Below are 25303 nucleotides of genomic sequence, written 5' to 3'. Positions count from 1 at the left end.
TGGTGCTCGGTGTACCCGCCCGCAGATCCTGAACCGTGGGCCGCCGCAATGGGCCATCCATGGCCCGGTGCGGCTAACCCGGCGTCCTGCCGGGTTGCCCACGGTTCAGAATCTGCGTTCGGCCAGCGTGATTTAACGGGGCGCCTGAGATCAAAGTCAAAAGCGCAGCGGCCTGACAGCCGACCTGATGTTGGACTTTACCGCTGTTTTGTAGGAGCTGCCGAAGGCTGCGATGCGGTGTGTCAGACGATGCCTGTTTTGGCTGTGCTGGCGTCTCGCGAACAAGTTCGCTCCTACCGGTCCGAGGTGAAAACGCTGTTTTTGATCTGCTTTTGATTTTGATCTTAGGTGCCCCGTTAAACCACGCCGGCCGGAATTCGACATTGCTGCGTGGGGCAAACCGGCAGGGATGCCGGTTTAGCCGCCTCAGGCCATGGATGGCCGGTGGCGGCGGCCCCACGCAGCAATGTCGGATTACGGGTATGCCGAGCGACAGCGAGGCACCCAGTGGTGGGGCAAGAGCGTTTTGCTTACTTTTGCGCTCTATCAAAAGTGAGGCGCCGTAAGGGCGCAACCAATAGAAGCCAATAACGCGGTAACGGATATATACCCAAGAATAACCAAACGCCAGACACCAAAAAGCCCCGAGATCGGGGCTTCTTGGTTTAAGCATTCAATCCATCAAGCCTGTGGCTGCCAGCCTCCACCCAGTGCTTTATAGATAGCGACGATGCCGTGATAGAGCTCAATCTCTGCCTGAGCCTGCGAGTCCTCGGCCGCCAGACGCTCGCGTTCTGCGTCCAGCAGCACCAGGAAGTCTGCGGTGCCTTCGCGATACTGAATCGAGGCAAGATTGGCCGCAGCGCGACTCGCTTCACTCTGACGAATCAGCGAAACCAGCCGCTGCTGACGTTTGTCGTAATCGCTGAATGCGTTTTCCGACTCTTCCAGCGCCAGCAACACCTGTTGCTCATAGTTTGCCAGTGCGCCTTCTGCATCCGCATCGGCACCGCGAATGCGTGCTCGCACGCTGCCCAGGTCAAAAGCTGCCCAGGAAATGCTAGGCCCCAGCGACCAGGCTCTGGCGGCTGACGAGCCGATTTGCGATCCCCGGCCGGCGGTGAAACCCAGAAAACCACTCAGGCTGACGCGTGGGAACAAATCAGCCGTTGCCACACCGATACGCGCAGTGGAGGAGGCCAGCTGACGTTCAGCCGCACGAATGTCCGGCCGTTGACGCAGCACCTGAGTGGGATCACCAATAGGCAGAGCCTTGGCAATCGCCGGCAGTTTTGCCGGGCTCAGGTCGACACTCAGGCTTTCCGGACGCTCGCCCAGCAACGTTGCAATGCGGTTACGCTGACGAACCTGTTCGGCCTGCAATTGCGGAACCGACGCTTCGACGGCGGCAAGACGCGCATCAGCACGCATCACATCTAGCTCATTACCCACCCCGGCGTCGCGCAGTTGCGCCGTAACGCCTCGGGATTCCTGCTGGTTTTTCAGGTTTTCCCGAGCAATCTGTTCACGCAACTGCGCACCGCGCAACTGGCCATAGGCGTCGACCACTTCAGCCGTCAGAGTGACCTGAAGCTGATACAGATTGGCTTCGGCGGCGTCCTGATCGGCTTCGCTGGCTTCCAGTTGGCGCTGAATACGGCCGAACAAATCGAGCTCCCAGGCCATGTCCAGGCCCAGGTCGTAACGTTCACTGCTGACCCGGCGTTCAGTAATGCCTGGCTGCTGGCCTTTGCCCAGGTCACTGCTGACCCGGCTGGTAACCACGGGCATGGCGTCATTGCTGACGTCATCGCGGATTGCCCGTGCCGCTTTGAGGCGGGCGAAGGCGACGCGCAGTTCGCGGTTGTCATTCAAAGATTTGGCGACCAACTGGTTAAGCGTCGGATCGTCAAACTGCTGCCACCAGATGGTTTCCTGATGACTGCGGTCAAACTTGCCCTGGGTCGCCGAAGCGACCTTGGCAGCGGCGGTGTCAGGAGCCTTGTAGTCAGGGCCGACAGCACAGGCTGCCAGCGCCAGAACCAGCAGGCTGGGCATGAACAGCTTTAACGAATTCATCAATGCGCCTCCGGGTTCAGGTTTTGCAGGCGTTGTACCTTGGCCGCCTTGCGGGCCTCTTTGCGCTCTACATAGTTACGAATCAGCACGTAGAACACGGGCGTCAGCAGCAGGCCGAAGAAGGTCACCCCGAGCATCCCCGAGAACACCGCAACACCCATGGCGTGACGCATTTCTGCACCGGCACCGCTGGAGAACACCAGGGGCACAACACCCATGATGAACGCGAAGGAGGTCATCAGAATCGGACGCAGACGCAGGCGGCATGCTTCCAGTACGGCCTCCAGCGGCGACATGCCTTCGGTTTGCTTGTCCTTGGCGAATTCGACGATAAGGATCGCGTTCTTACAGGCCAGTCCCACCAGTACAATCAGTCCGATCTGGGTGAAGATGTTGTTATCGCTACCCGACAGAATCACCCCGGTGATGGCCGACAGCAGTGTCATCGGGACGATCAGGATCACCGCCAGTGGCAGGCTCCAGCTTTCGTACTGAGCAGCCAGCACCAGGAAGGCCAGCAGTACGCAGAGCGGGAAGACCAGCAGCGCGGTGTTGCCCGACAGGATTTGCTGATACGTGATCTCGGTCCACTCGTAGGTCATGCCATTAGGCAGTTCGTCCTTGAGCAGTTTTTCCACGGCGGCCTGAGCCTGACCCGAGCTGTAACCCGGAGCCGCAGCGCCGTTGATCTCGGCAGTGATGAATCCGTTGTAGTGCATGACCCGATCCGGCCCCGCGGTGTCGCTGACCTTGATGAAGGTCGCCAACGGGATCATCTCGCCCAGATTGTTGCGCACCTTGAGCTGACCAATCTGGTCTGCGTCCTGACGGAATTGTTGTTCAGCCTGAACGTTGACCTGATAAGTACGGCCAAAACGGTTGAAGTCGTTAGCGTACAGCGAGCCCAGATACACCTGCAGGGTGTCGAAGATATCGCTGATCGCCACGCCGTGAGTCTTGGCTTTTTCACGGTCGATGGCAGCATCGACTTGCGGCACATTCACCGTGTAGCTGGTGAACAGCCCGGCCAGTTCCGGCACGCTGTGGCTCTTGGCAATAATATTCATCGTCTCTTTATAGAGCTCGTCGTAACCCAGGTTGCCACGGTCTTCGATCTGCAGGCGGAAGCCGCCGATCGTGCCCAGACCTTGTACCGGTGGCGGCGGGAAGATCGCCATGTAGGCGTCCTGGATCTCGCTGTATTTGCCGTTCAATGCTCCAGCAATTGCACCCGCTGACAGGCTTGCGTCTTTACGCTCCTCGAAGGGTTTCAGGGTCACAAACACGATGCCGGCGTTTGGGCTATTGGTGAAGCCGTTAATGGACAGGCCCGGGAAGGCGATAGCGGCTTCTACACCTTCTTGCTTGAGCGCGATGTCAGACATGCGTTTGATGACGTCTTCGGTACGATCCAGGCTCGCCGCATCCGGGAGTTGAGCAAAGGCCACCAGGTATTGTTTGTCTTGCGGTGGTACGAAACCGGTCGGCGTGCTGGCGAACCCGAAATAGGTCAACACCATCAAACCGGCATAGAGAATCAACGCAATACCGCTGCCGCGAATCACCCGACCGACGACACCCACGTAGCTATTACTGGCTCGTTCGAACACTCGGTTGAAAGGACGGAACAACCAGCCGCCGAACATTTTGTCGAGGAATCTTGAGAAGCGGTCTTTCGGTGCGTCGTGCGGTTGAAGCAGCACCGCAGACAATGCGGGTGACAGCGTTAGTGAATTAAACGCGGAAATAACAGTGGATATGGCAATGGTCAGGGCGAACTGCTTATAAAACTGCCCAGTCAGCCCTGAAATGAACGCTGCGGGAATGAACACCGCACACAGCACTAATGCCGTGGCGATGATAGGGCCAGTAACCTCACGCATGGCGCGTTTGGTGGCTTCGACCGGGTTAAGCCCCAGCTCGATGTTTCGCTCGACGTTTTCCACGACCACGATGGCGTCGTCCACCACGATACCAATGGCCAGTACCAAGCCGAACAGAGACAACGCGTTGAGCGAGAATCCGAACATGTGCATCACAGCAAAGGTGCCGATCAGCGATACCGGAACAGCCACGAGCGGGATGATCGACGCACGCCAGGTTTGCAGGAACAGGATAACGACCAGGACTACCAAAATCAGTGCTTCGAACAGGGTGTGCACCACTGCCTCGATCGAGCCTCGGACGAATACTGTCGGGTCATACGCAATGGCGTAATCCATGCCCTCAGGAAAGCCCTTCTTGAGTTCGGCCATTTTCGCCCGAACATCATTGGAGATATTGATCGCATTGGAGCCTGGACGCTGGAAGATCGGGATCGCGACCGCAGGCTGGTTGTCGAGCAGAGAGCGCAAGGCGTACTGGTTGGAACCCAATTCAATGCGTGCTACGTCGCGCAGCCGGGTGATTTCCCCGTCAGCACCGGCGCGAATCACGATGTTCTCAAATTCTTCTTCGGTGACCAGACGACCTTGGGTATTGACTGACATCTGGAAGCTGGTGGCGCCGGGCGAGGGCGGTGCGCCCAGTTGGCCGGCTGCTACCTGACGGTTTTGTTCACGAATCGCATTGACCACGTCGGTGGCAGTCAGATTGCGCGAAGCAGTCTTGTTGGGATCAAGCCAGACCCGCAACGAGTAATCGCCCATGCCAAACAGTTGGACATCGCCGATACCGTCAAGGCGAGCCAGTTCATCCTTGATGTTAAGAATCGCGTAGTTCGACAGGTACAGCATGTCGTAGCGTTTATCCGGCGAGGTCAAGTGAACCACCATCGTCAGATCGGGCGACGCCTTGTCCACGGTAATACCAATACGCGTCACTTCTTCAGGCAGTTTCGGTTCGGTCCGGGTGACCCGGTTCTGAACCTGGACCTGCGCGTTGTCCAGGTCAGTACCCAGTGCGAAAGTGATGGTCAGGGTGATCTTGCCGTCAGCGGTGGATTGCGAGGACATGTACAGCATGTTCTCGACGCCAGTGATGGCCTGTTCCAGCGGAGCGGCGACGGTTTCGCCGATGACCTTGGGGTTGGCGCCGGGGAAGTTGGCGCGAACGACGACGGTGGGTGGCACAACTTCAGGGTATTCACTGATCGGCAACTGGAACAGTGAGATGGAGCCTGCGATCAGGATCAGCAGCGAGAGCACCGCCGCGAAGATCGGACGCGAAATAAAGAATTGAGAGAAGTTCATCAGTGGTTTCCCTTAACCGCGTGGCGCGGAGATGCCGGCAACTTTTTCAGGTGCTTTAGGCGTCACTTGCGGCAAGTTGCTGGCTTCCAGAGCCTGGCGTTGTTTGAGCAGCGCAGCGAGCGTCTCGGCGCTGGCCATCGGGGTCTCTTCCGGTGTGACCGGCTGACCGGGACGGACGCGTTGCAGGCCCTTGACCACGATGGTGTCGTCTTTGCTCAGGCCGCTGCGCACGATCCGCAGGCCTTCGACTTTCGGACCCAGTTCGACTGTGCGGTAAGTGGGCTTGTTGTCCTGACCCATGACCAGCACGAATTTCTTGCCGAGGTCAGTGCCCACCGCTTCGTCATTGATCAGCACAGCAGAGTAAACGCCGCTGCCCACCAGTTTGACCCTGGCATACAGGCCTGGGGTGAAGCTGCCGTCGCTGTTGTCGAACACCGCGCGGCCACGAATGGTGCCGGTACGCGGGTTGACCTGGTTATCGACGAAGTTCATCTGGCCCTGATGCGGGTTACCGGCTTCGTTGGAAAGGCCCAGATATACCGGGGTGGTCTGGCCACGCTGGCCCTTGCGCGCCAATTCCGTGTACTTGAGGAAGACACGCTCGTCAGCGTCGAAATAGGCGTACACCTTGTCGGTGGAAACCACGCTGGTCAGCGGGGTTACATCAGCGGTGACGATGTTACCGGCAGTGATTTCGGCGCGGCTGACTCGGCCACTGATTGGCGATGTCACGCGAGTAAAGCTCAGGTTCAGCTTTGCCAGGTCCAGTTGCGCCTGAATGGCGGCTACACCGGCGCGGGCTTCCTGTGCGGTGGTGGTGCGCGAGTCAGCCAGTTCGGCGGAAATGGCATTGTTGGTACGCAGGCGTTCACCGCGCTGGGCTTCGTTATCGCTGCGGTTTGCAGTGGCGCGAGCCTGTTGCAGCTGGGCTTCGAGGCGGCGAACTTCAGACTGGAAAGGCCGGGGGTCGATCTGGAACAGCACATCTCCTTTCTTGACCAGTGCGCCGTCGGTGAAGGCAACAGCATCGATCTGGCCGGAAACCCGAGGGCGGATTTCTACGGTTTCCGGCGCTTCGAGGCGTCCGGTGAATTCATCCCATTCGTTGACAGGTTGCTCCAGCACTTTCGCTACGCTGACTTTAGCGGCAGCAGGCGCGACCGTCGCTTCAGGTGCTCCGCCGCAAGCGCTTATCACCACCAGCGCCAACGCGGCGAGTGGGAAGCGCAATTGATTGAATTTCTGAGCCATGGGAGTGTCCGCCGGAATATTAAGATGGGCGGATTCTGTTCTTGAGGGTGGTATTGCACGAATCGAATGAAACAAAAGTTAATATCATTCGGAATGATATTGAGTATCGCTCGGCGGGTAATAATCGGGTGGTTTACAGCATCGCGCCGGATATTGAGAGTTTGCGCGCGGGTTTTAATCGGAATGCGATCTCTTGTGGGAGGGGTGCTTGCCCCCGATAAGGCTGGACGCGATCTAAAGTGAACCGCGTCCAGCCTTATCGGGGGCAAGCACCCCTCCCACATGGAAAAGTATTCGCAGGCCGTTGTCAGCCCATCAAATCAGAAATCATAAGCCAGTTTGGTGTACCAGTACCCGCCACCCGGGTAGAACGGCGGGTTGCCGTACGGTGCCAGGCCAAGGTTGCTGTAGACAGCGTTTTTGGAAGGCCGCACATCAAAGATGTTGGTGCCGCCAATACTCACCGTCAGTTGATCAATAAAGGTGTAGCTGATATCCAGATCAGTAATCCATTTGGCGCCGAAACTGCGGTCGCCGCCTGGGTTAACAGCCAGTGTCTTGACTGCTCCATAGCGGCTGGTCTGCAGGTTTACTGCCAGGTCTTCGACTTTCCAGTTGGCGCCCAGAATCCATTTGGTTTTCGGTGAGGCTTCGGTCAGGTCGCCTTCGCGGTCCCGGCCTACAAGGGTTACTCCGGAGCTGGCCAAGGCGGCGGGGGTGTTGGTCACGCCTTCGATAGTGGTCTTGTTCCAGTTGAAACCCAGGCTCCAGCGCACATCACCCCAGGCATTCAGTGGCGTGGTGTGGTCGGCAACGATATCCAGTCCGCGTGTGCGTGTGTCGAAGGCGTTGGTGTAATAGTTGACCCACGTTCCCGAGGGAACGCCTTGAGCGGCAAGGATGCTATTGATAACGCCATTACCCTGATCGTAGATGTTACTGGTCAGTGCAATGCGGTCATCAATGTCGATCATATAGGCGTCGGCGGTCACGCTGGTGCGCGGTGCCGGTTGCCAGGTCAAACCCAGTCCGAGGTTGCGCGACTTTTCAGGTTTCAGATCATCGCCGCCCAATGCTGCGGCGAGGTTGCTGCCTGACGGGGTCAGCCGGGTCACGGCAGGCACCACGTTTCCGTTCACATCGACGGCAACCCGATTGTCCGCAACCGTATAACCGATCTGGGTCAGGGAGGGCGCCCGGAAGCCGGTGCCCACGGTGCCGCGTACGGCGACCGTGTCGGTGAGTTCATAGCGGGAGTTCACCTTCAGGCCGAAGGTATTGCCTGAGTCATCATCGTAATGCTCAACCCGGCCCGCGATGTCGAGGAACCAGCGATCGGTCAGATCAAAGCCCAGATCCAGATAGCCCGCATAGTTATTGCGAATCAGGTTGACCTCATCCTCAGGGCGTATGGTGACTGCCGCCTGGGCGCCCGATGCGGCCGGATAGGTACCGGTGACATAAGCCTCGGGATCGCCTGCAAATGTACTGAAACGTTCCCAGCGATGTTCCAGCCCCGCTGATACTTGAACCGGAGGCGTCAACTGGAACAGACTGTCATAGCGACGCGTGAAGTCCAGATTGTTGACCCACTGTTCAAAGCGAAACGTCGCCAGGTTGTCGAATCTGGTGGGCGACGCGGTGCCCAGTGACGGGTTGATATTCAGGTCGCTGGAGTGATGAACGTTGTTGCGCCCGTAAGTGGTGCTCAAGTCCCAGTTCCAGTCAGCCACTTCGCCCTTGCCACCAAACAGGAACTGATAATCCGTGTCCTTGATGTTGTTCAGCGGGTAGTAACCGTCGGGGAATACTTCCGGTACTGCTGCGGTGCCTGTAGGCAGGCGAAAATAGTTAGCCGCCTCGGCGTCGCGCTCGCCATAGGTGGTGAAGGAGTACAGCGTCAGATCTTCCAGGGGCAATTCGGCGTTGTAAGCGAGGTTAAAGGCTTTAAGGTCCGGATCGCCGTTCTTGATCGCGACCCGATCCCAGGCGGCTTCTTTTACCGGATCGCTGAACGCACGAACGCTGCTGTCAGCCTTGTTGTTCCAGGAAGCCTCGCCACGTTTGCGTGCGTCGGCAGAGAAGTGGAAAAAGCCTTTTTCACCAAGGGTAAAGCCTTGGTCCCCCGCAATCTTGAGGGTTTCCCCGGCTCCGGAGAACAGCTTGCCGTAGGTGCTTTCATAGTGTCCGCCAGAATCAGCGGATTTGAGAATGATGTTGATCACTCCGGCGACGGCATCGGAGCCGTACTGAGCCGCGGCGCTATCCTTGAGCACTTCGATGTGATCTACGGCGCTGACCGGGATCAGGTCGATATCCACCGCATTGGCACCGCTGTTATCGATGGAACCGCGCTGGCCCACTGCGCCGTTGTGGCGGCGCTTGCCGTTCACCAGGACCAGTGTATAGGCGGGCCCAAGGCTGCGGTTGCTCAGTGGCCGAGTGACCGAGTTATAACCCGCAATGTTGGTGCCGAAGTTGAAAGAGGGCAGCAATTTCGCAATTGCCTCCGAAAGCTCTGCACGACCGGTCTTGAGTAGTTGCTCGCTATTAATGATGTCGATAGGTGCCGGGCTGTCCGCCACTGTTCGTTGTTGCCCGCGCACGCCGGTGGAGATGACGGTAACTGTACCGAGTCTGGACTCGTCGTCCGCGGCCACTGTGACGGGGGAGAACGCCCCCAGCAACAAAGCAGCGGCGAGTGTTGAAAGCGGAAACGTTTTGGCAGAGCTTGCAGTTAGCGTCGTTGTCATATCGGGCGGTGTCCATAGATCTGGCACTGGCCCGTGGTGAGGGTGCAGGTGAGTTGGCCTGATTAAAAAGGTTTGATGGCTGGAACGATGTCGTCTGCGATGGATAGTATTTGCATAATAAAAGCGTTGGAAATGCTATTTTGGAATATTGATATTATTCTTTATCTGCATCATTAATAACTTATAAATAAAATTAAATGATAGTTATTTGCTCGCTACAAACCTTCCATGTCCAACGCTTGCGCGCAAGGGGTACGTGATTCCCCAGCGAGGCCTTAAGGGTGGCACAACGCCACTCGTCGATAAAGCTCAATAAAAATCGAAATTCTGCCGAAACATAAATTAGTCGCGCAACTTTTTGCAGAATCCATGAGTCGGAGCTGTAACCTGAATGATGTCTCATAGCCATTATTTGAGTTAGCTTATGGAATCGTCGTTTGAAGTGCGCTTCAAGGGGCCAAAGAAGTCCCTGATTGTCTAGAGAAACGGATCGTTCTCACCCCCATCAAGAAAATATTGCCCACTAGGGCTGTGAGAATTTTCATGAACATCCTTGCACCTGCCGTGTACCTGTCCAGCCGTTTACGTTTTCCCGCAAAATTCGCATTACTTGCATTAATAGTCCTCGTTCCTTTAGCGCTATTGGGTGGCCGAATTGTCAGCCAGATCAATACCAGCATTGATGCGGTCCATTCCGAGCAGTTGGGCCAGCGCTATTTGATGGACGTCACGCCCGTGCTTCGCCTGTCGATGATGCAGCGTGCGCTGACCAATCGGTTGCTGAGTGGTGACCCGACTGTCCAGGCTGATTTTTCGGCCAACCAGGCCAAGCTGCTGGACGCTTACTCAAAGCTTGAATCCACTGACCGTCAATACAACGTAGCGCTGGAAACCGGCGACCGTGTGCAGCGTTTGCGCTCCGAGGCGCAGCGCCTTATCGATCAGGCCAAACCCGGTGCCAACCAGGGGAAGGCGTTCGACGACTGGAATGATCAGCTTGTTCAGACGCTGAACTTCATCTATTTCGTTTCCGCCACTTCCGGCATGGTGCTGGATGAAGATTACGCTTCGCTGTTCATGATCGACCAGAGCACGATCAGGCTTCCTCGCCAGATCAACGTCGTGGGGCAGCTACGAGGCTTATCCAGTGGACTGCGCAATGGGCAACCGTTGACTGACGGCACACGTTCTACATTACAGTCGCTGCTGAAGCTGGAAACCCAGATCCGCACAGAACTCCAGCAGAGCATCAGTCTGTTGCGCCGCAAGGAGCCCGTACTGGCGGACCGGATTCAACTGCCGGTGACCAACGCATTGGCAAATCTGGACAGTTTCCGCACTGATCTTGACAGGTTGATTGCTTCGACCAGCGATACGATCAGTGGTGTGCAGGACCTGCCAGCCAAAGGCAACGCTGTCGTGGCCGATTTGTACAAGGCCCAGGACATGCTCCAGGAATCACTGTCGGCTTTGCTGGATCAACGTATCGAAGAGAAGTCAGTCGAAAGAATGTTCATTCTGGGCGCCTTGGCATTCATGGGGCTGCTGCTGATTTACGGATTCAGCGGAATCTACAGCTCGATGCGTCGGGCGATTGATAGCGTGCTGAGTGCCACCCAGCTGATTGCGCAAGGCGATCTCACGGCCCGCGCAAAAGTGCAGGGTAAAGATGAGATGGCGGACATCGGCAATGGCCTCAACCATATGGCACAAGCATTCAGCGCATCGCTGACTCAGGTTGAGCAAAGCTCACATTCCGTGTCGGACGCGGCTCAACGTCTGGGGTTGTCCATTGAACGTGCCAGGCACTCAATGACTTCGCAGCAGGGTGAGACCGAACAGGTTGCCACGGCTATCAATGAAATGACCGCGAGCGTTGCGGATGTTGCCCAGAATACCGAGGGTGCCGCACGTGCAGCCGAGCAAGCCAGCCAGGCGTCGAGCACTGGCCTGGCAGTCATGCGCGACACTCGACTGACCGTTGAAGAGCTGGCCAGTGAAGTTGAAATGAGCGCTGAGAAGGTGTCGGCGTTGGCTGTGCACAGTCAGGAAATCGGTGGCGTTATCGAGGTTATCCGCAACATTGCCGATCAGACCAACCTGTTGGCACTCAATGCTGCCATCGAAGCTGCCCGTGCAGGGGAGCAGGGCCGTGGCTTTGCGGTCGTTGCTGATGAAGTGCGGACCCTGGCGTCGCGTACGCAAAATTCCACTGAGGAAATCCGCCGGATCATCCAGGAGTTGCAAACTGCAACCACGGCAGCGGTGGAGCAAATGAAAGCTGGCAGACACCGGGCGCAGGATTGTATTGCATCGGCAGATCAGGCGGCGGCCAGCCTTGATGAAATCAACGATGGTGTTGAACGGATTGTCGGGATGAACACCCAGATCGCCAGTGCGGCTGTGCAACAGCATGCGGTATCTGAAGACATCAATCGCAACGTCACTGAAATTCGCAATGGGAGCGAGGCACTCAGGGAAGAGATCGAAGATAACGCGGTGACCGCTAACGAGCTGTCGACGTTGGCGGGCGAGTTACGAATGGTGGTGTCACGTTTCAAGATGTAGAACGTGGCGCTGGCATTCATGACACGTAAATGGAGCGATCACCTTTGCCGGTCGCTCCCGTTATCTGGACAGCAGCAGGCTTGATTGCGCTATCCCGACTGAATTCTCTTTTGCTGTTCCGGTGCCCAATGCTAAATACCCTCCTGGATCGCCCAAGCGCCAAAGATCCTCAAATCCTGATCGAGGTCGAGCAGACCATCGCGTCAGGTGTGCGTGCATTGCGCTTCAGCGACGATCTTGAGCATCGCTATGAGGCCGAGACACTGGAACAGCGGCGTCAATTCATCACCATCGTCGGCATTGGAGGAGGTCTGGTTTATAACCTGTTCCTGATCAGCGACTGGCTGACCCTGCGTGATGTATTTACCTACGTAGCACTCGGCCGACTGTGCCTGATCACCCCGATGTTTATCGTGTTCCTCTTATGGGTACAGCGCCTGAAAAAGCGCTGGGCACTGGAAACCATTGCGGCAACTGGCACGGTCGTCGCCTCTTTGATGCCGCTGATCGTGATGATCCAAAGCGAGAGCCCATACCGTCTTCATTATCAATTGGGCATGCTGCTGCTCATGGTCTATTGCACCATGATCCAGCAACTGCCGCTGCGTTACGCCGCACTGGCCATGAGCCTGATGCTGGTCATCCAGCTCGTGACGACGTACATGGCTGACATCGCTGATTTTCTGATCTGGCAAGCCAATGCGTTGTTGTTCGTATCGACCGTGGCACTGCTGTTGATGGCATCGTATTTTCTTGAACGAGGTAGCCGGATGAGCTATCTGTTCGCTTTGCAAGGACGTCTGTTGCAGGTGCAATTGATGGAAATGGCCCGCACTGATGCCCTGACTCAACTGTTCAATCGCCGGTATCAGGACGAAGTGCTGACCTCGGTCTGGGACCACGCTTCGCGCTCACCCAAGAACGTTGCAGTCATCCTTCTGGATATTGATCACTTCAAAATCTATAACGACAGCTATGGTCATCCCCAGGGCGATACCTGTTTGAGACTGTTGAGCGGCGCTATCCAGCAGATTGCTAAAAAAGAGGGAGCGTTGACGTTCCGTTTTGGTGGCGAAGAGATTCTGGTGTTGATGATGAATGCTGATCTGGCCAAGGCCAGTGTGTTGGCCGAGGCGCTACGAGAGGCTGTCGCTGCGCTCAATGTACCGCACCCGGTCCTGGGCGAAGGTGCTCGGGTCAGCATCAGTCTCGGCGTGGCGGCTGCAGCCGCGCCTCAGGTCAGCGCCGGCGCCTTGATCGGGGCCGCTGACGCCGCGCTTTACTCCGCCAAGCATGCAGGGCGTGACTGTCTTCGTTGTGCTTAGACCGAGCGATCAGTCGTTGACTGCTCCTACTTGCCAACAACTATCAGCAGTCGCGACCTGAGGTTCAAATCGCTGTTATGCCACAGCCTGTTTGGAGTTTCAGACATAGTTTTCGTGCTGGCCACAGGCAGACGCAGGCGATTAACGCTAAGCCCAGTAACAGCCGTGGGTAACCCAAATAATGCGCGACTTGCAAAGTAGCCAGTGAGGCGAGCATCGCAACAGCCGCATCAGTCGATTGCAGCAGCGCATAATCAGAGGCCGGTTGATGAGGGCGCACTTGACCCATCAGCAGGTTGTACAAGGTGACGAAACCTGTCGCGGCGGCAATATTCACGGCGGTGAACAGCACCAGCCAGGCCTGCAGATCAAATATCCTCGCGCCGCATGCAGCCGCCAGCGCTATACCAGCGTGGATCAACATGCTCGGCATCAGGCAGCGCCAGGTTCCCAACCGCCGGGCCATCCAGCTTCCGAGCAAGATGCCTAGCCCGCTTGCAAACGTGCCGAAAAGGGTGGTGATGAGCCCCAGTCGGCTGAAATCCAGGCCGTTATCCAGCAGCAGGACCGTTTGCAGTGTCATCAAACCTCGCATGGCCAGGTAATAAACAGCCACCAGACAAAGGATTGGCCACAGGGCTTGAATACTTCGGCGATCCAGGCGGGGTGGCGAGTTGGTTTCAAATGGTTCCCGGCTGGCGGGTAGCCAACCCAGTGGCAGCAACAAACTGAAGGACAGCAGCGCCATCGCCATGAACCCACCACGCCAACCCCAGTGCTGGGCCAGATACAAAAAAACCAGGCTGCCGAAGACTACGCCGAGGTAGCTGCCACCCACTTGGGCGGCGTTGGCGAACGGCCGCTCATGGCTGTCACAGGTGGCAATTGTGATGGCATCGGCGTAAATATCATGTGTAGCCGACAACACCGCCAATAACAGCAGTGCTATCAGAATGGGGTAAAGCGGGTGCTCTGGTGCCAGCGCGCTGATCATCAACAGAATCGTAGCCATGCCCAACTGCAGAATGACCAGACTGCCCAGATAGCGATTACCTCGTAAGCCCAGGCAGTGCCTTTCGCACCAAGGCGCCCAGAGGCACTTACCGACCCATGGCAGAAACGTAAGCCACAACAGGCTTAGGCTGGCAAGGTCCAGCCCTTGATGGCGAAAATAGGCCACCACTCCTTGCAACATCAGGGCGGTGAGCATCCCTTGATGCAGGTAGTAACACCAGTAGGGCAGATAGCGGCGCATGTCAGAATGAAGCCTTTATGCTCAGCCCCAATTCCCTGCCATTGCCAGGCTGAGCAAACTGTTGCCCCGCCGACTCATAGGCATAGGTACGGTAGAGCTTGTCGCCCAGATTGTTACCATATAGCGCAAGTTCCAGTTCTGGCTTGGGCAGCCAGGCAAGGCGGGCGTCCATCAGGCTGTAGCCGCTTTGGGCGACGTGGTTATCGACGTCAAAATAATGCTTGCCGGTGTAGCTCAGGCCAACACTGGGGCGGATCTCGCCCAGCACGCCACTGACGTAAAGGCTGTGTTCCGCCGAAACCCGCAAAGTGCGTTTCGGGGTGAAGGTCAGTTGATTACCCTGACGGTCCGAGTTCAGCAGGTGGTTGCGGTTCAAGGTGCCCGCTACGCGCAGACGGGTCGCCTGGGTCGCTTGCCAGTCCAGGGATAGCTCGGCGCCTTCGCTGCGGGCCTTGCCGATATTGGCCAGAGACTGAGTTCCTGTACCTGCGTCGCCGACGAATTGCTGCACGTCTTCGATATCAATGCGGTACAGCGCACCATTGAGCCATACACGCTTGTCCAGCAAGCTGGCCTTGATGCCGACTTCCATGTTCAGGGATTTTTCCGGTGAGTAGGCCACAGCATCGGGAGTAATGGCGCCGATGCGGTTGTAGCCGCCAGCCTTGAAGCCCTTGCTCACCGATGCGTACAGCCGAGTGTCAGGTGTTGCCTGGAAACCCAGAGCGACCTTTGGCGTGGTGCTGGTGAAGGTGTCGTTGCCACTGTATTCAAAGCCGGGGGTGAACAACGCGTTTTGCTGCACATAGCGAGTCTCGGCTCTTTCCTGGCTGTGACGCGCACCCAAGGTCAGGTCCCAACGGGGCGCCAAATGCCAGGTGAACTCACCAAACACAGCTTTTTCGGTATTTTCGATGCGGCTGTCCGCCTGGCCGTAGACGCCGGATAAAGGTGCGCCGGCATCAGGTTCACGTTGCGAATGACTTTTGCTGTTCTGCCAATAAAGGCCCGTCACCAGATCCCATGCCCGATCAGCGCCTTGAGTCGACAGGCGCAACTCTTGGCTGAGGGTGCGCTGGGTTTCCGGCCAGAGGAAGCCCAGATCCCCGAACAACCGCTCATGCCGGTAGTTCTGCAGGGCACTGATGGAGGTCAGGCGCCAACTGTCATTAAGGCTCCAATCAACGGTGGCGCTGCTGCTTTCAACACGGCGTACGTACACAGACTCCATCAACGGCACGCTGGCCCGGCGCTTGCCATAAGTCTCGTCGGCGAGATATTGCTCATCATACGATCGTAGTTTGTCCCGCGCGTAGGCCAGACGCAGGCTCAAGTCTTCATTGGCCTTGAACAACAGGCCAGCGCGACCGCCACCATTGTCGCTGTCCCCATGGTGTTCGCTGCGGGTCAACTCGCCGTCGGTGTCGTCGTGGTAAACCGCACCTTGTATGTACAAACGGTCACTGATCAGTGGAGCGGAGCCACTGGCAGAAACTTGCTGATGCAGGTTGCTGAAACGGCTTTGTACCGTGGCGGTCGGGGTTTCTTCGGACTGACGGGTAGTGATATTCAACGCTCCCGCATGAGCGTTGCGACCATACAAAGTTCCTTGCGGGCCTTTGAGCAGTTCGATTTGTTCGATGTCCAGCAACTCCTGATTGAAGGTGCCCAGATACTGTGGAACACCATCGACATAAATTCCGACCGGAGCGTTGTAGGGGTCTGAAGATGAGATGCCGCGCATGCTCAGGCTGGGGAAAAGGCCTGCGCCGGTATTGCGCACTAATAATTCGGGAAAGACGCGTTCCAGCTCCCCGCTGCGGTAAACATTGGCTTGTTCCAGGTCTGCCGGGGTGGCTACGGCCAGAGCCAGATCTGTCTGGTTTTGAGACTGGATACGCTTGCTGGCGGTGACTTGCAGTTCAGGCAAGGTCAGTACCGAGTCAGCAGAAGCGTGGGGCGTAATGGCGAACAGTATCGCAAGGCTGAGCAAGGAGCGTTGCATGGAGATAACCTGAGGAAGGGGGATGGCCAAATGGTCGGGTTATAGCGGTTGGCCTGCGCGCGTGATCAGGGTGTCGGCGCGCGTGATCGGGTCAATTGTTGATATTGATTATCATTTGACTGGGGTCTCACAGCGATTGCGGTATTCGCTGGGAGCAATCCCGTGATGACGACGAAACACCTTGGCGAAGTGACTTGGATTGGTGTACCCGACTTCCAGAGCCGCATCGACCACTCGTTCGCCTCGCTGCAGGCGCTCAGCGGCCAACTCCATGCGCATGTCCTGAAGCAGCGTGTAAGCACCTTTGCCATATACCTGACGAAACCCTTGCTTGAGTTTGCGCACATTCAGGGTCACAGCGTCGGCCAGCGCTTCAAGCGTCCAGGGTTCGGCGGGGCGTGCTTTCAGTAATCCGTGTGCCTGTTCGATACGGGCGCGATCACGTGCACCGACGGCAGGCTGGAGATGGCCGCTTTGCAGATAGCCGACCATTTCGCCGAGCATCTCGAACGCCTTGCCCCGCAGGAAAATCTCCCGTGCTACCCCTTGTAGCGGGCAATCAAGCATTGCCATACCGACTTTGCGCAGCACGGTTGGCGCAGGGAATTGCACCAGCCGTGCCTGACCGTCAGCGGAGATGCGCCTCTCCCATAGACCCGCCTGGTCGAGCAACTGTTGGTCAAGCCCGATGCGACTGAGGACCTGAGGCGCAAAGCTGATATTGACTCCGCGCACCCGGGTATTTGCCGCCAACATTCCTTCACCTTGAATCGCAACTGTTCCGTGGTAAAGGCAGCAGGTATCAGGGCTGAGCAGCATGAATGGCGTATCGGCAAATTGCCGCCAGCCACCCCCTTGTGCGTAGTAGGCGATGGACAGCGATGGCTCACTGTTCGCCTGGATACGGCACTCCTCGGCAGGCAAAAGGTCAAGCACGCGAATGTCGAGTTCCTCATCGGCCAGATTGGCGAAGGTGGGGGAGAGTGGTTGATTGGCGACGTAATGATTGATGGACATGGCAAAAGCCCTGAATGCGCGATGACAAATGATAACACTTATCATTAAAGGCCTGATCACGCGCGTTTCATCCCTGATCGCGCGCGCTCAACCATCGCGCCGCCCGCAATCTTGACCGCATTAGCCGAGGTGCGAACGCAAGGGATAACACGTGTCAGCAAAGATTCTGATTCAAGGCGCCGGCATTGCCGGACTGGCCGCTGCCTGGTGGCTGAAGCAACGAGGATTCTCGCCAACCATTGTGGAGAAATCTCCCGACTTGCGCTGCGACGGCTTTGTCCTCAGTCTGGGCGGAAGCGGTTACCGGATTGCAGGGCTGATGGGTATCCTCGAAGGCCTTGAGGCCAAGGGCGTGGAGTTGGGTCGTACCCAGTTTCGGGACAGTCAGGGGCGCGATGTATTGCTGATCGACCACCGTAAGCATTTGCGCCAGACCAATCTGCTGCCGGTATGCCGTGATGATCTGGTGATTGCCCTGCATCGAGCATTGCGTGATCAAGTACCGATTCGCTTCAGTACACAGGTTCATGAGCTGGAGCAGCGGGACGACGGAGTGGAGGTGTGGTTCAACAACCACGAACACGAAAACTTTGACTTTGTCGTAGCGGCCGATGGCTGCTTCTCGTCTTTACGTCAGCGCTATTTTGCCAGTGATGGAGAGTGTCTCAAATCTCTTGGTTACAGCGCGGCTGCTTTTACCTTGCAAGGTCGGTCGGCTCAGGTTGGCGAGCGCCATGTATCGTTCTCCGAACCCGGCTACACTGTCGAGCTCTACGGGATGCGCAAGGACCTGCTGGCCGCGCTTTTCGTCTGGCAGGACCGAGAGGGATCAAGGGTTCCCCGCGAAAAGCGTGCTGCCTGGCTGCAGGATGTGTTCTCACATGCTCATCAGGACATTCAGGCGGCATTGGCCGCCCGGCCAGAAGGGTTTTATCTTGATCATTTGATGCAAGTGCATCTACCCACCTGGCACCGGGGCCGGCTGGTGCTGCTGGGCGACGCAGCGCATTGTCTGACCCTGGCTTCTGGGCGTGGGGCGAGCATGGCCCTCACCGGCGCCTGGTTACTGGCTGAAGAACTGACACGCAGCTATGACATTCAAGCCCTGAGCCGATACGAGGCGCGTCTGCGACCGGACATCGACATCCTGCAGGCGCTGGCGCCGCGCATGGCCAACTGGTATGTACCGAGGACACGCTCCAGCTGGCACATGCGTAATCTGTTTATGCGCTTTACCCCAGACTGGCTGGCAGGCTGGATGCTACGGCGGACTTTTACGCAACTGGACCAAGGGGGGTTGAGTGAAGCGATACGTTTGGCGGCCCCCGTGCTTCGAGTCAACCCGGTCGATTGAGCGAATCGTTTAGGCTAAGCGTGCTCGGCCAAAGGTGTATCCGGCCTCAGCGACTTGATAATAGCCTCGCGACTCGCCGCCAGAATTTCATCAGCCAATGGCGAGTCATCCGGACATGCCCGCGACAAGACGATGGCGCCCAGTGCTTGCGCCATTATGGCCAGTCGCCGGGCGCGTGCCTTGGCAGAGTCTTCATCCTCCGACTGCCCAGCGCCATCTTGCAAGGCGGCCACCTGGGTTTCGATGCCCGCAGCGAACGTGGCGCGGACCTCTTTTTCCTTGCGGGCTGCATCTGCGCACAACGCGGCCATGGTGCAACCCGTCGCGCGGTTGTCGCGATGCTCGCGGGAAAGATAAACCTCCACGAACTCCTGCACTGACGCGCTGGCTGTCAGCGCAGCAGACTGTTTGATCCCGCAGGCCGCTGCCTCCGCCATCAGATCGGCTTTCGAACCGAAGTGCTTGTAGAAGCCGCCCTGAGTGAAGCCTGCTGCCGCCATCAGATCGGCAATGCCAACTCCGTCATAACCGCGCTCGCGAAAAAGGGCCGACGCGGTTTCAACGATATGTACGCGATTTGCCTGTGCCTGTTGCTTGGTGACTTTCATCGCTCATCCAGCAGGTTGGTTCAACATGATTTCAGCACTATACATTGATGTCGTTCGACATCAAACCGTTGACATTTTAGATTGTGATCGTAATCATTGGCTTCGTTCTCACACCAGAGCCAGACCAAAATGCCCGACAAGCGCTTTTCGAACCCTGGAAAAACAGAGCACCTCGGGCGCAGCTCAATCCAGCCAAGCTCCATGGCGGCCGTGCCATCGGTTACACCGGTCAACCCGACTATTGCGTGCTGAAACGCTAGTTCCAACTCATGTAAAACCCGATTATTTGAAGGAATTCCCCATGACAAAGCCTGCAACTGTACTCATCACTGGCGCCTCCAGCGGCATCGGCGCCGTCTATGCCAAGCGCTTCGCCAGCCGTGGTCACGATCTGATTCTGGTTGCGCGTGACAAGGCACGCCTTGAAGCCCTGGCCACACACCTGCGCGAGGAAAGCGGGGTCGCTGTCGAGGTGCTTCAGGCCGATTTGACCCAGTCAGCAGAGCTTTCCGCGCTGGAAACCCGTCTGCGCGAAGACGCGCAAATCGGCATCCTCATCAACAATGCTGGCATGGCTCAGTCGGGCGGGTTCGTTCAGCAAGGGGCGGACGCTATCGAAAAGCTGATCACCTTGAACATCACCGCGCTGACCCGGTTGGCCGCCGCAGTCGCCCCGCGTTTTGCCCAGTCGGGTACTGGCTCAATCGTCAATATCGGTTCGGTAGTGGGTTTCGCGCCGGAATTTGGTATGACGGTTTACGGTGCTACCAAGGCGTTCGTGCTGTTCTTGTCTCAAGGCCTGAATCTGGAATTGTCGCCAAGTGGCGTATACGTCCAGGCCGTGCTGCCTGCGGCGACGCGCACGGAAATATGGGAGAGGGCGGGAATCGACGTCAACACCATTGCTGATGTGATGGACGTTGAAGAATTGGTCGACGCGGCGCTGGTCGGCTTTGATCAGCGCGAACTCGTCACCATCCCGCCACTGCATGTAGCAGAGCGTTGGGATGCACTGGATGCCGCGCGCCAGGGATTGCTGTCGGATATCCGCCAGGCCAATGCCGCCGAGCGCTACCAGCCGAAAGCCTGATTGAGATGAGTGGCGCCGGTGTCCGTGAGGCCACGCTGTCGCGAAGCAAACATTGGATCTGTAGGCGCACGAGCACCGCGAGGCCGCAATGGCGGTGTATCAGACAGCACGCCATCGCGGCCTCGCGGTGCTCGTGCGCTCCTACAGAAAATCATTCCAGACCGTCACGGAATCCAAGCACCATGAAAGCGCTGACCTTCAAACGCTATGGCAAATCCCCGGAAATTGGCTTTGCTGAGGTGTCCCTTCCAGTCTTGAAGTTCAATGAACTCTTGGTCGAGGTGCATGCTGCCGGGATCAATCCCATCGACAACATGATCCCTACCGGTATTTTCAAGCCTGTGCTGAAGTTTCAACTGCCCGCTATTCTGGGCAGTGATCTGGCGGGCGTGGTGACTCAGGTAGGGAGCGGCGTGACGCGCTTCAAGGCAGGAGATGAAATATATGCCAGCCTGTTCGACCTCGGTACCGGGTCCATTGCTGAGTGTGCGGTTTTACCGGAAAGTGCTGCCGCGCTGAAGCCTGCCAATCTGGACTTCGTTCAAGCAGCGTCCATTCCGATGGTAGGACTTACCTCGTGGCAAGCACTCAAAGAGCGCGGCGATCTTCAACCGGGCCAGAAAGTGTTCATCCCGGCCGGGTCCGGAGGCATTGGCAGTTTCGCGATCCAGCTTGCGAAACACCTCGGCGCCAGGGTGGCGACCAACACCAGTACGGCCAATGTACAAAGGGTCAGCAGCCTCGGCGCAGATGAAGTAATCGACTACAAGCAGCAAGCGTTCGAGGGCGTTCTGCGCGACTGTGACCTGGTGCTCGGTACGCTCAGAGGCGACGTGATCGAGAAGTCCGTTGAAGTCCTCAAGCCTGGCGGAAAGATTGTTTCTTTGGTTGGCCCTCTGGATAAAGCGTTCGCCCAGGCTCGAGGATTGAATGTCTTCCTCGGTTTTGTCTTTGGGTTGATGAGCCGCAGGATCATCCGGCTTGCGAAGAGCAAAGACGTTGCCTATTCATTCCTCTTCGTTCGCCCCGACGGCGCCCAGCTTGGGGAGATCGGTACACTGCTTGAATCCGAACGGATTCGTCCGGTGATCGACAAGGTCTTTGCGTTCGAGCGGGCGAAGGAAGCTCTGGAGTATTTAGCCAAGGGGCATGCTAAAGGAAAGGTCGTTGTGAAGATCAGATGATGTCGAACCCAGTCGGAGTTGCATTGACTCAGCAAGGCATGTGGTTTGCTTTTTAACGAGAGCCCATATTTCAGGACGAGGTTTTCAATGTCGTCTTTCTTGGGTAAGCGAGCGACAGATGTCTCATTGTGCAATGAAGGAATGCGAACCTGTCGGCGACTTCAATCGAGGCATTCTTAAGCCGTTCGCCAGTATATTCAACAGACGAACGGCCCGGGCAGTGAGTACCTGCCGCTGTTTGTGAACTACGACGTTGATCAGCCTGGAGTGATTTCAGCTGGCCTGAATAACGCCATTTTGCTTGGCTACATGTGTTGCCAAGGCGTCCATCAGTGCCGGTGAAAGGCAGTCATACGTGGGTAACCCAATTTCGTTGAAACGGTTGCGGATCTCGTCCATTTCAGTTGGCGGGGTACCTGTTTCAATGACTGATGAAACGAACGCGGCAAAACCTGGTGCCGCCCAGCCGCTCTGAGGGGACAGTTCGGTGTGCACAAAATCCAGGCCGTGGAACGCGTGGTTCTGGTTCTCGATCCGGCCGTACAAGTGTGCGCCACAGTCCTTGCAGGCGTGTCGCTGGATGGTAGCGCTTTCATCGACGATGGCCAGTTTCGCTGCGTTGGCGATGACGCTCACTTTGTTGCGAGGCACAACGGCGATCACGGCAAACCTGGCGCCTTTTGGCTTCCAGCATTTGCTACAGCCACAGGCGTGGTTATGCAGGGTTTGGGCTTCAATCTTGATCTCAACCTTGTCGGTCATACACAGGCATTGCAGAGTGCCGCCTGCGAAATCGGCAGTTGCCGGTTTAATGCCGTTATCCAGCAAGGGGTGAAGTTTTACATCGCTCACTTTGTATCTCCAGATCTATGGGTGATGTGGAATAAGTTCCGGGGCAAGTGCCCCGGAACAGGGGAATACATCAGTATTTGATGACGGTGCGGATTGACTTGCCTTCGTGCATCAAATCAAACGCTTCATTGATACGATCCAGCGACATGGTGTGAGTGACAAAAGGCGCCAGCTCAATCTCGCCTTTCATCGAGTCTTCAACCATCTTCGGCAGTTGGCTGCGACCTTTTACGCCGCCAAACGCCGAGCCTTTCCAGGTCCTACCGGTGACCAGCTGGAAGGGGCGGGTCGAGATTTCCTGACCGGCACCGGCGACACCGATGACAATCGATTGACCCCAACCACGATGAGCGCATTCGAGCGCTGCACGCATGACATGCACGTTACCGATACATTCGAAGGAGTGATCAACACCCCAGCCCGTCATCTCGATAATCACTTGCTGGATCGGCTGTTCGTGGTCTTTCGGGTTGACACAGTCGGTGGCGCCGAACGAACGGGCCAGTTCGAATTTGGCAGGGTTGGTATCGATCGCAATGATGCGTCCAGCCTTGGCCTGACGGGCGCCTTGAATTGCCGCCAGACCAATGCCCCCCAGACCGAAGATAGCGACTGTGTCGCCTGGCTGGACTTTGGCCGTGTTGTGGACCGCGCCAATCCCCGTAGTCACACCACAGCCAAGCAGGCAGACGTGCTCAGGGTTGGCATCCGGATTGATCTTCGCGACAGAGACTTCAGCGACAACGGTATATTCGCTGAAGGTCGAGCACCCCATGTAGTGATAGAGCGGCTGGCCATTGTAGGAAAAGCGCGAGGTGCCATCCGGCATGACACCTTTGCCTTGAGTGGCGCGTACGGCGGTGCACAGGTTGGTTTTGCCGGATTTACAGAACAGACATTCGCCACATTCGGCGGTATACAGCGGAATGACGTGGTCGCCAACCTTCACGCTGGTCACGCCTTCGCCTACTTCAACCACAATCCCGGCACCTTCATGGCCCAGCACTACCGGGAACAGACCTTCCGGATCATCACCCGAAAGGGTGAAGGCGTCGGTATGGCATACACCGGTATCAGTGATCTTGATCAGAACTTCACCCTTGCGCGGCGGCTCAACGTCGATCTCGACGATCTGGAGCGGCTTGCCCGGTTCGAATGCAACTGCAGCACGAGATTTCATAAGATTTTCTCCAAGTGATCATGCTCATTGACCAAGGCAATCAACAACGCCTATATCAGGTCAGCGTGCGTGTTTGAAATATTTGCGCCCATGAAACGCCCTTCCAGTCGGCGAGCGTTGCGCCTCTGTCGTTTCTATATAAAGGTGCAACGTTTAACTGCGAGGGCTTTCAGGTCTGATGAGTGTTTCAACGAATCGCCAGATCCTTGCCACTCAAAACATGTGGTCAGGCCGGTTTGCAGCTAGTTAGTGCAGTGGTTCAAGCGTAAGGAAAAGACGCCTGGCTGGTTGATGCCGAAGAGCTTAGCGCTGAATGCGATAGCCAAAAACAGCCGAGAGGCTTGGACACTCCCATCACTTTGTTTGTAATAGGGCGCTCTGAATGTTCATGCGAATATCGGCGCGGAGGGTGCCTGCTTGATCACTATCAATGCTCAACCCCGTTGATCGATGACCTTGGGCTTGAGCATCAATAAGTTCGGGTCGTTACGCTTTGGAAGCCTTCACCGCCAACGCGCCGTCACCCAACAAAGCGACAACCAGCGCGGTTACGGACAAATAGATTGGGTACTCCCAACCGCCGTTAGCATTGGTAAAGCTCCAGCCGTTGCCGAAATGCACAGTCGCTGCAACGAACAGTTGAACCACAGCGATTGCGGCAATCCAGCGGGCATACACGCCCAGAACCAGCATCAGGCCGCCGATGACTTCGAACGCCATGACCGGATAGGCCAGAAAACCTGGAAAGCCAATGGACTCGAAAAAGCCAGCGGTTCCTGCCGGGGTGAAGACCAACACTTTGGTCAGGCCATGGGCGATGAACATGATGCCCAGCGCGAGGCGCATAATCAGTGCGGCGTATGGAGCGGTGCGTGAATCAATCATGATGGAGCTTCCTTTGGTTTATTAGACGTATCAGTTGGAAAGTGAAAGTGTCTGATCCAGCCACTGAGAGAAGTCAGCCAGTTCTTCCGGAACGATTTCGTGGGCCATGTAATAAAAATGAGTCTGGTGCTCCACACCGATCCGGCTCAGCCAGGCGTCAGCTTCATGTGCCCAGTCGATCGGCAGCACGTTGTCGTGATGACCATGAGCAATAAACGCTGAGACGTTTTTCAGTTGCTCCTGTGTCGCAATTCGCGGTTCGATTTCCCGCAGCATTCGCCCGCTAAGCAGCGCAAAGCCTGCCACCAGTTCAGGCTGTGTAACGCCAACGCTGGAGCTCATGATGCCGCCTTGGCTGAAGCCTGCAATCACAGTGGGAAGCGGAGGAAGCGCCTCGATAAACCGGATTAATAGTTGGCGACTGGACTCCGCCTGTTCCTGATTGAACGAAGGTCCATTGCTGGTGAAATTGACCTGATACCAGGCGAAGCCTTGAGGGCTGACCTGCAACGGGCCGCGGAGCAACAGGATTTCGATGTCTTCTGGCAGGGACGCAGCCAGACTGGCCAGATTGGCTTCGTTTGATCCTACGCCGTGCAGCAACAACAATCGTGCTTTAGGGCTGGCGGTATTGCAGGCTTTACGGAAGAAAATACCTGATTCGGATTCGCGTGCCGGTTCAGAAAAAGTGGTGTTTTGCATG

The 25303-nt window shown here is 56.9% G+C and carries 17 protein-coding genes and 1 pseudogene; 6 read left to right on the top strand and 12 right to left on the bottom strand.

Annotated elements, in window-relative coordinates; all coding sequences use genetic code 11:
• Positions 1-681 precede the first annotated feature (681 nt).
• The 4 genes from CKW31_RS17755 to CKW31_RS17740 all read right to left on the bottom strand — a co-directional run bounded on the left by CKW31_RS17755 (position 682) and on the right by CKW31_RS17740 (position 9277).
• Entirely contained in the window at positions 682-2079 is a 1398-nt protein-coding gene (locus tag CKW31_RS17755; RefSeq protein WP_095097823.1) for an efflux transporter outer membrane subunit, read from the bottom strand.
• On the bottom strand, positions 2079-5270 hold the full coding sequence (locus CKW31_RS17750; RefSeq protein WP_095097820.1) for an efflux RND transporter permease subunit: 3192 nt from the start codon (positions 5268-5270) through the stop codon (positions 2079-2081). Before CKW31_RS17750 ends, CKW31_RS17755 begins: the two co-directional genes overlap by 1 nt.
• Positions 5271-5282: 12 nt before the next feature.
• Positions 5283-6524: a multidrug efflux RND transporter periplasmic adaptor subunit MexE gene (gene mexE, locus CKW31_RS17745; protein WP_095097817.1), complete on the bottom strand. Its 1242-nt coding sequence runs from the start codon at positions 6522-6524 to the stop codon at positions 5283-5285.
• A gap of 320 nt (positions 6525-6844) precedes the next feature.
• Entirely contained in the window at positions 6845-9277 is a 2433-nt protein-coding gene (locus tag CKW31_RS17740) for a TonB-dependent siderophore receptor (RefSeq protein WP_095097814.1), read from the bottom strand.
• Positions 9278-9820: 543 nt separating this feature from the next.
• Here CKW31_RS17740 and CKW31_RS30435 point away from each other — a divergent pair.
• From CKW31_RS30435 to CKW31_RS17730, 3 genes and pseudogenes are all read left to right on the top strand, one after another.
• Positions 9821-10981 (top strand): annotated as a pseudogene (locus CKW31_RS30435) (HAMP domain-containing protein); the annotation flags it as partial.
• Entirely contained in the window at positions 10982-11845 is an 864-nt protein-coding gene (locus tag CKW31_RS30430; RefSeq protein WP_371856773.1) for a methyl-accepting chemotaxis protein, read from the top strand.
• 128 nt (positions 11846-11973) lie between these two features.
• A complete protein-coding gene (locus CKW31_RS17730; RefSeq protein WP_095097808.1) occupies positions 11974-13170 on the top strand; it encodes a diguanylate cyclase in 1197 nt (398 codons plus the stop codon).
• Between the two features lie 64 nt (positions 13171-13234).
• On the opposite strand, the gene CKW31_RS17725 is transcribed toward CKW31_RS17730, so the two are convergent.
• The 3 genes from CKW31_RS17725 to CKW31_RS17715 form a co-directional block, all read right to left on the bottom strand.
• Complete coding sequence (locus tag CKW31_RS17725) at positions 13235-14425, bottom strand: MFS transporter (RefSeq protein ID WP_095097805.1); 1191 nt, start codon at positions 14423-14425, stop codon at positions 13235-13237.
• 1 nt (position 14426) lies between these two features.
• Positions 14427-16430: a TonB-dependent receptor gene (locus CKW31_RS17720; RefSeq protein ID WP_095097802.1), complete on the bottom strand. Its 2004-nt coding sequence runs from the start codon at positions 16428-16430 to the stop codon at positions 14427-14429.
• A gap of 111 nt (positions 16431-16541) precedes the next feature.
• Positions 16542-17447 carry a helix-turn-helix transcriptional regulator gene (locus CKW31_RS17715; RefSeq protein WP_176469910.1) on the bottom strand — a complete coding sequence of 302 codons (906 nt, stop codon included), beginning with the start codon at positions 17445-17447 and terminating at the stop codon, positions 16542-16544.
• A gap of 151 nt (positions 17448-17598) precedes the next feature.
• Here CKW31_RS17715 and CKW31_RS17710 point away from each other — a divergent pair, with 151 nt between their 5' ends.
• Positions 17599-18801 carry an FAD-dependent monooxygenase gene (locus tag CKW31_RS17710; RefSeq protein ID WP_095097796.1) on the top strand — a complete coding sequence of 401 codons (1203 nt, stop codon included), beginning with the start codon at positions 17599-17601 and terminating at the stop codon, positions 18799-18801.
• A gap of 14 nt (positions 18802-18815) precedes the next feature.
• Here the strand turns inward: CKW31_RS17710 and CKW31_RS17705 are convergent, their stop codons facing one another.
• Complete coding sequence (locus CKW31_RS17705) at positions 18816-19409, bottom strand: TetR family transcriptional regulator (RefSeq protein ID WP_095097792.1); 594 nt, start codon at positions 19407-19409, stop codon at positions 18816-18818.
• A 301-nt stretch (positions 19410-19710) separates the two neighbouring features.
• On the opposite strand from CKW31_RS17705, the gene CKW31_RS17700 reads away from it, so the two are divergent.
• Both CKW31_RS17700 and CKW31_RS17695 read left to right on the top strand, forming a co-directional pair.
• Positions 19711-20499 (top strand): SDR family oxidoreductase, encoded by a 789-nt coding sequence (locus CKW31_RS17700; RefSeq protein WP_095097789.1) that lies wholly within the window; start codon positions 19711-19713, stop codon positions 20497-20499.
• A gap of 182 nt (positions 20500-20681) precedes the next feature.
• Positions 20682-21683 carry an NADP-dependent oxidoreductase gene (locus CKW31_RS17695; protein WP_095097786.1) on the top strand — a complete coding sequence of 334 codons (1002 nt, stop codon included), beginning with the start codon at positions 20682-20684 and terminating at the stop codon, positions 21681-21683.
• A 273-nt stretch (positions 21684-21956) separates the two neighbouring features.
• On the opposite strand, the gene gfa is transcribed toward CKW31_RS17695, so the two are convergent.
• The 4 genes from gfa to CKW31_RS17675 all read right to left on the bottom strand — a co-directional run bounded on the left by gfa (position 21957) and on the right by CKW31_RS17675 (position 25302).
• The gene (gene gfa / locus CKW31_RS17690) at positions 21957-22535 is read right to left on the bottom strand and encodes an S-(hydroxymethyl)glutathione synthase (protein ID WP_095097783.1); all 579 of its coding nucleotides are present in this window, start codon (positions 22533-22535) and stop codon (positions 21957-21959) included.
• A gap of 70 nt (positions 22536-22605) precedes the next feature.
• Entirely contained in the window at positions 22606-23715 is a 1110-nt protein-coding gene (locus CKW31_RS17685; RefSeq protein ID WP_095097780.1) for an S-(hydroxymethyl)glutathione dehydrogenase/class III alcohol dehydrogenase, read from the bottom strand.
• A gap of 486 nt (positions 23716-24201) precedes the next feature.
• Positions 24202-24600 (bottom strand): DoxX family protein, encoded by a 399-nt coding sequence (locus tag CKW31_RS17680; RefSeq protein WP_095097777.1) that lies wholly within the window; start codon positions 24598-24600, stop codon positions 24202-24204.
• A 30-nt stretch (positions 24601-24630) separates the two neighbouring features.
• A complete protein-coding gene (locus CKW31_RS17675; protein ID WP_095097774.1) occupies positions 24631-25302 on the bottom strand; it encodes an alpha/beta hydrolase in 672 nt (223 codons plus the stop codon).
• Position 25303: the final 1 nt, after the last annotated feature.

Origin of the sequence: Pseudomonas sp. Irchel 3A5, assembly GCF_900187575.1 — a bacterium.
In the GTDB taxonomy this organism is placed as follows: Bacteria; Pseudomonadota; Gammaproteobacteria; order Pseudomonadales; family Pseudomonadaceae; genus Aquipseudomonas; species Aquipseudomonas folii.
This window is presented reverse-complemented; position numbering and strand designations above follow the sequence as displayed.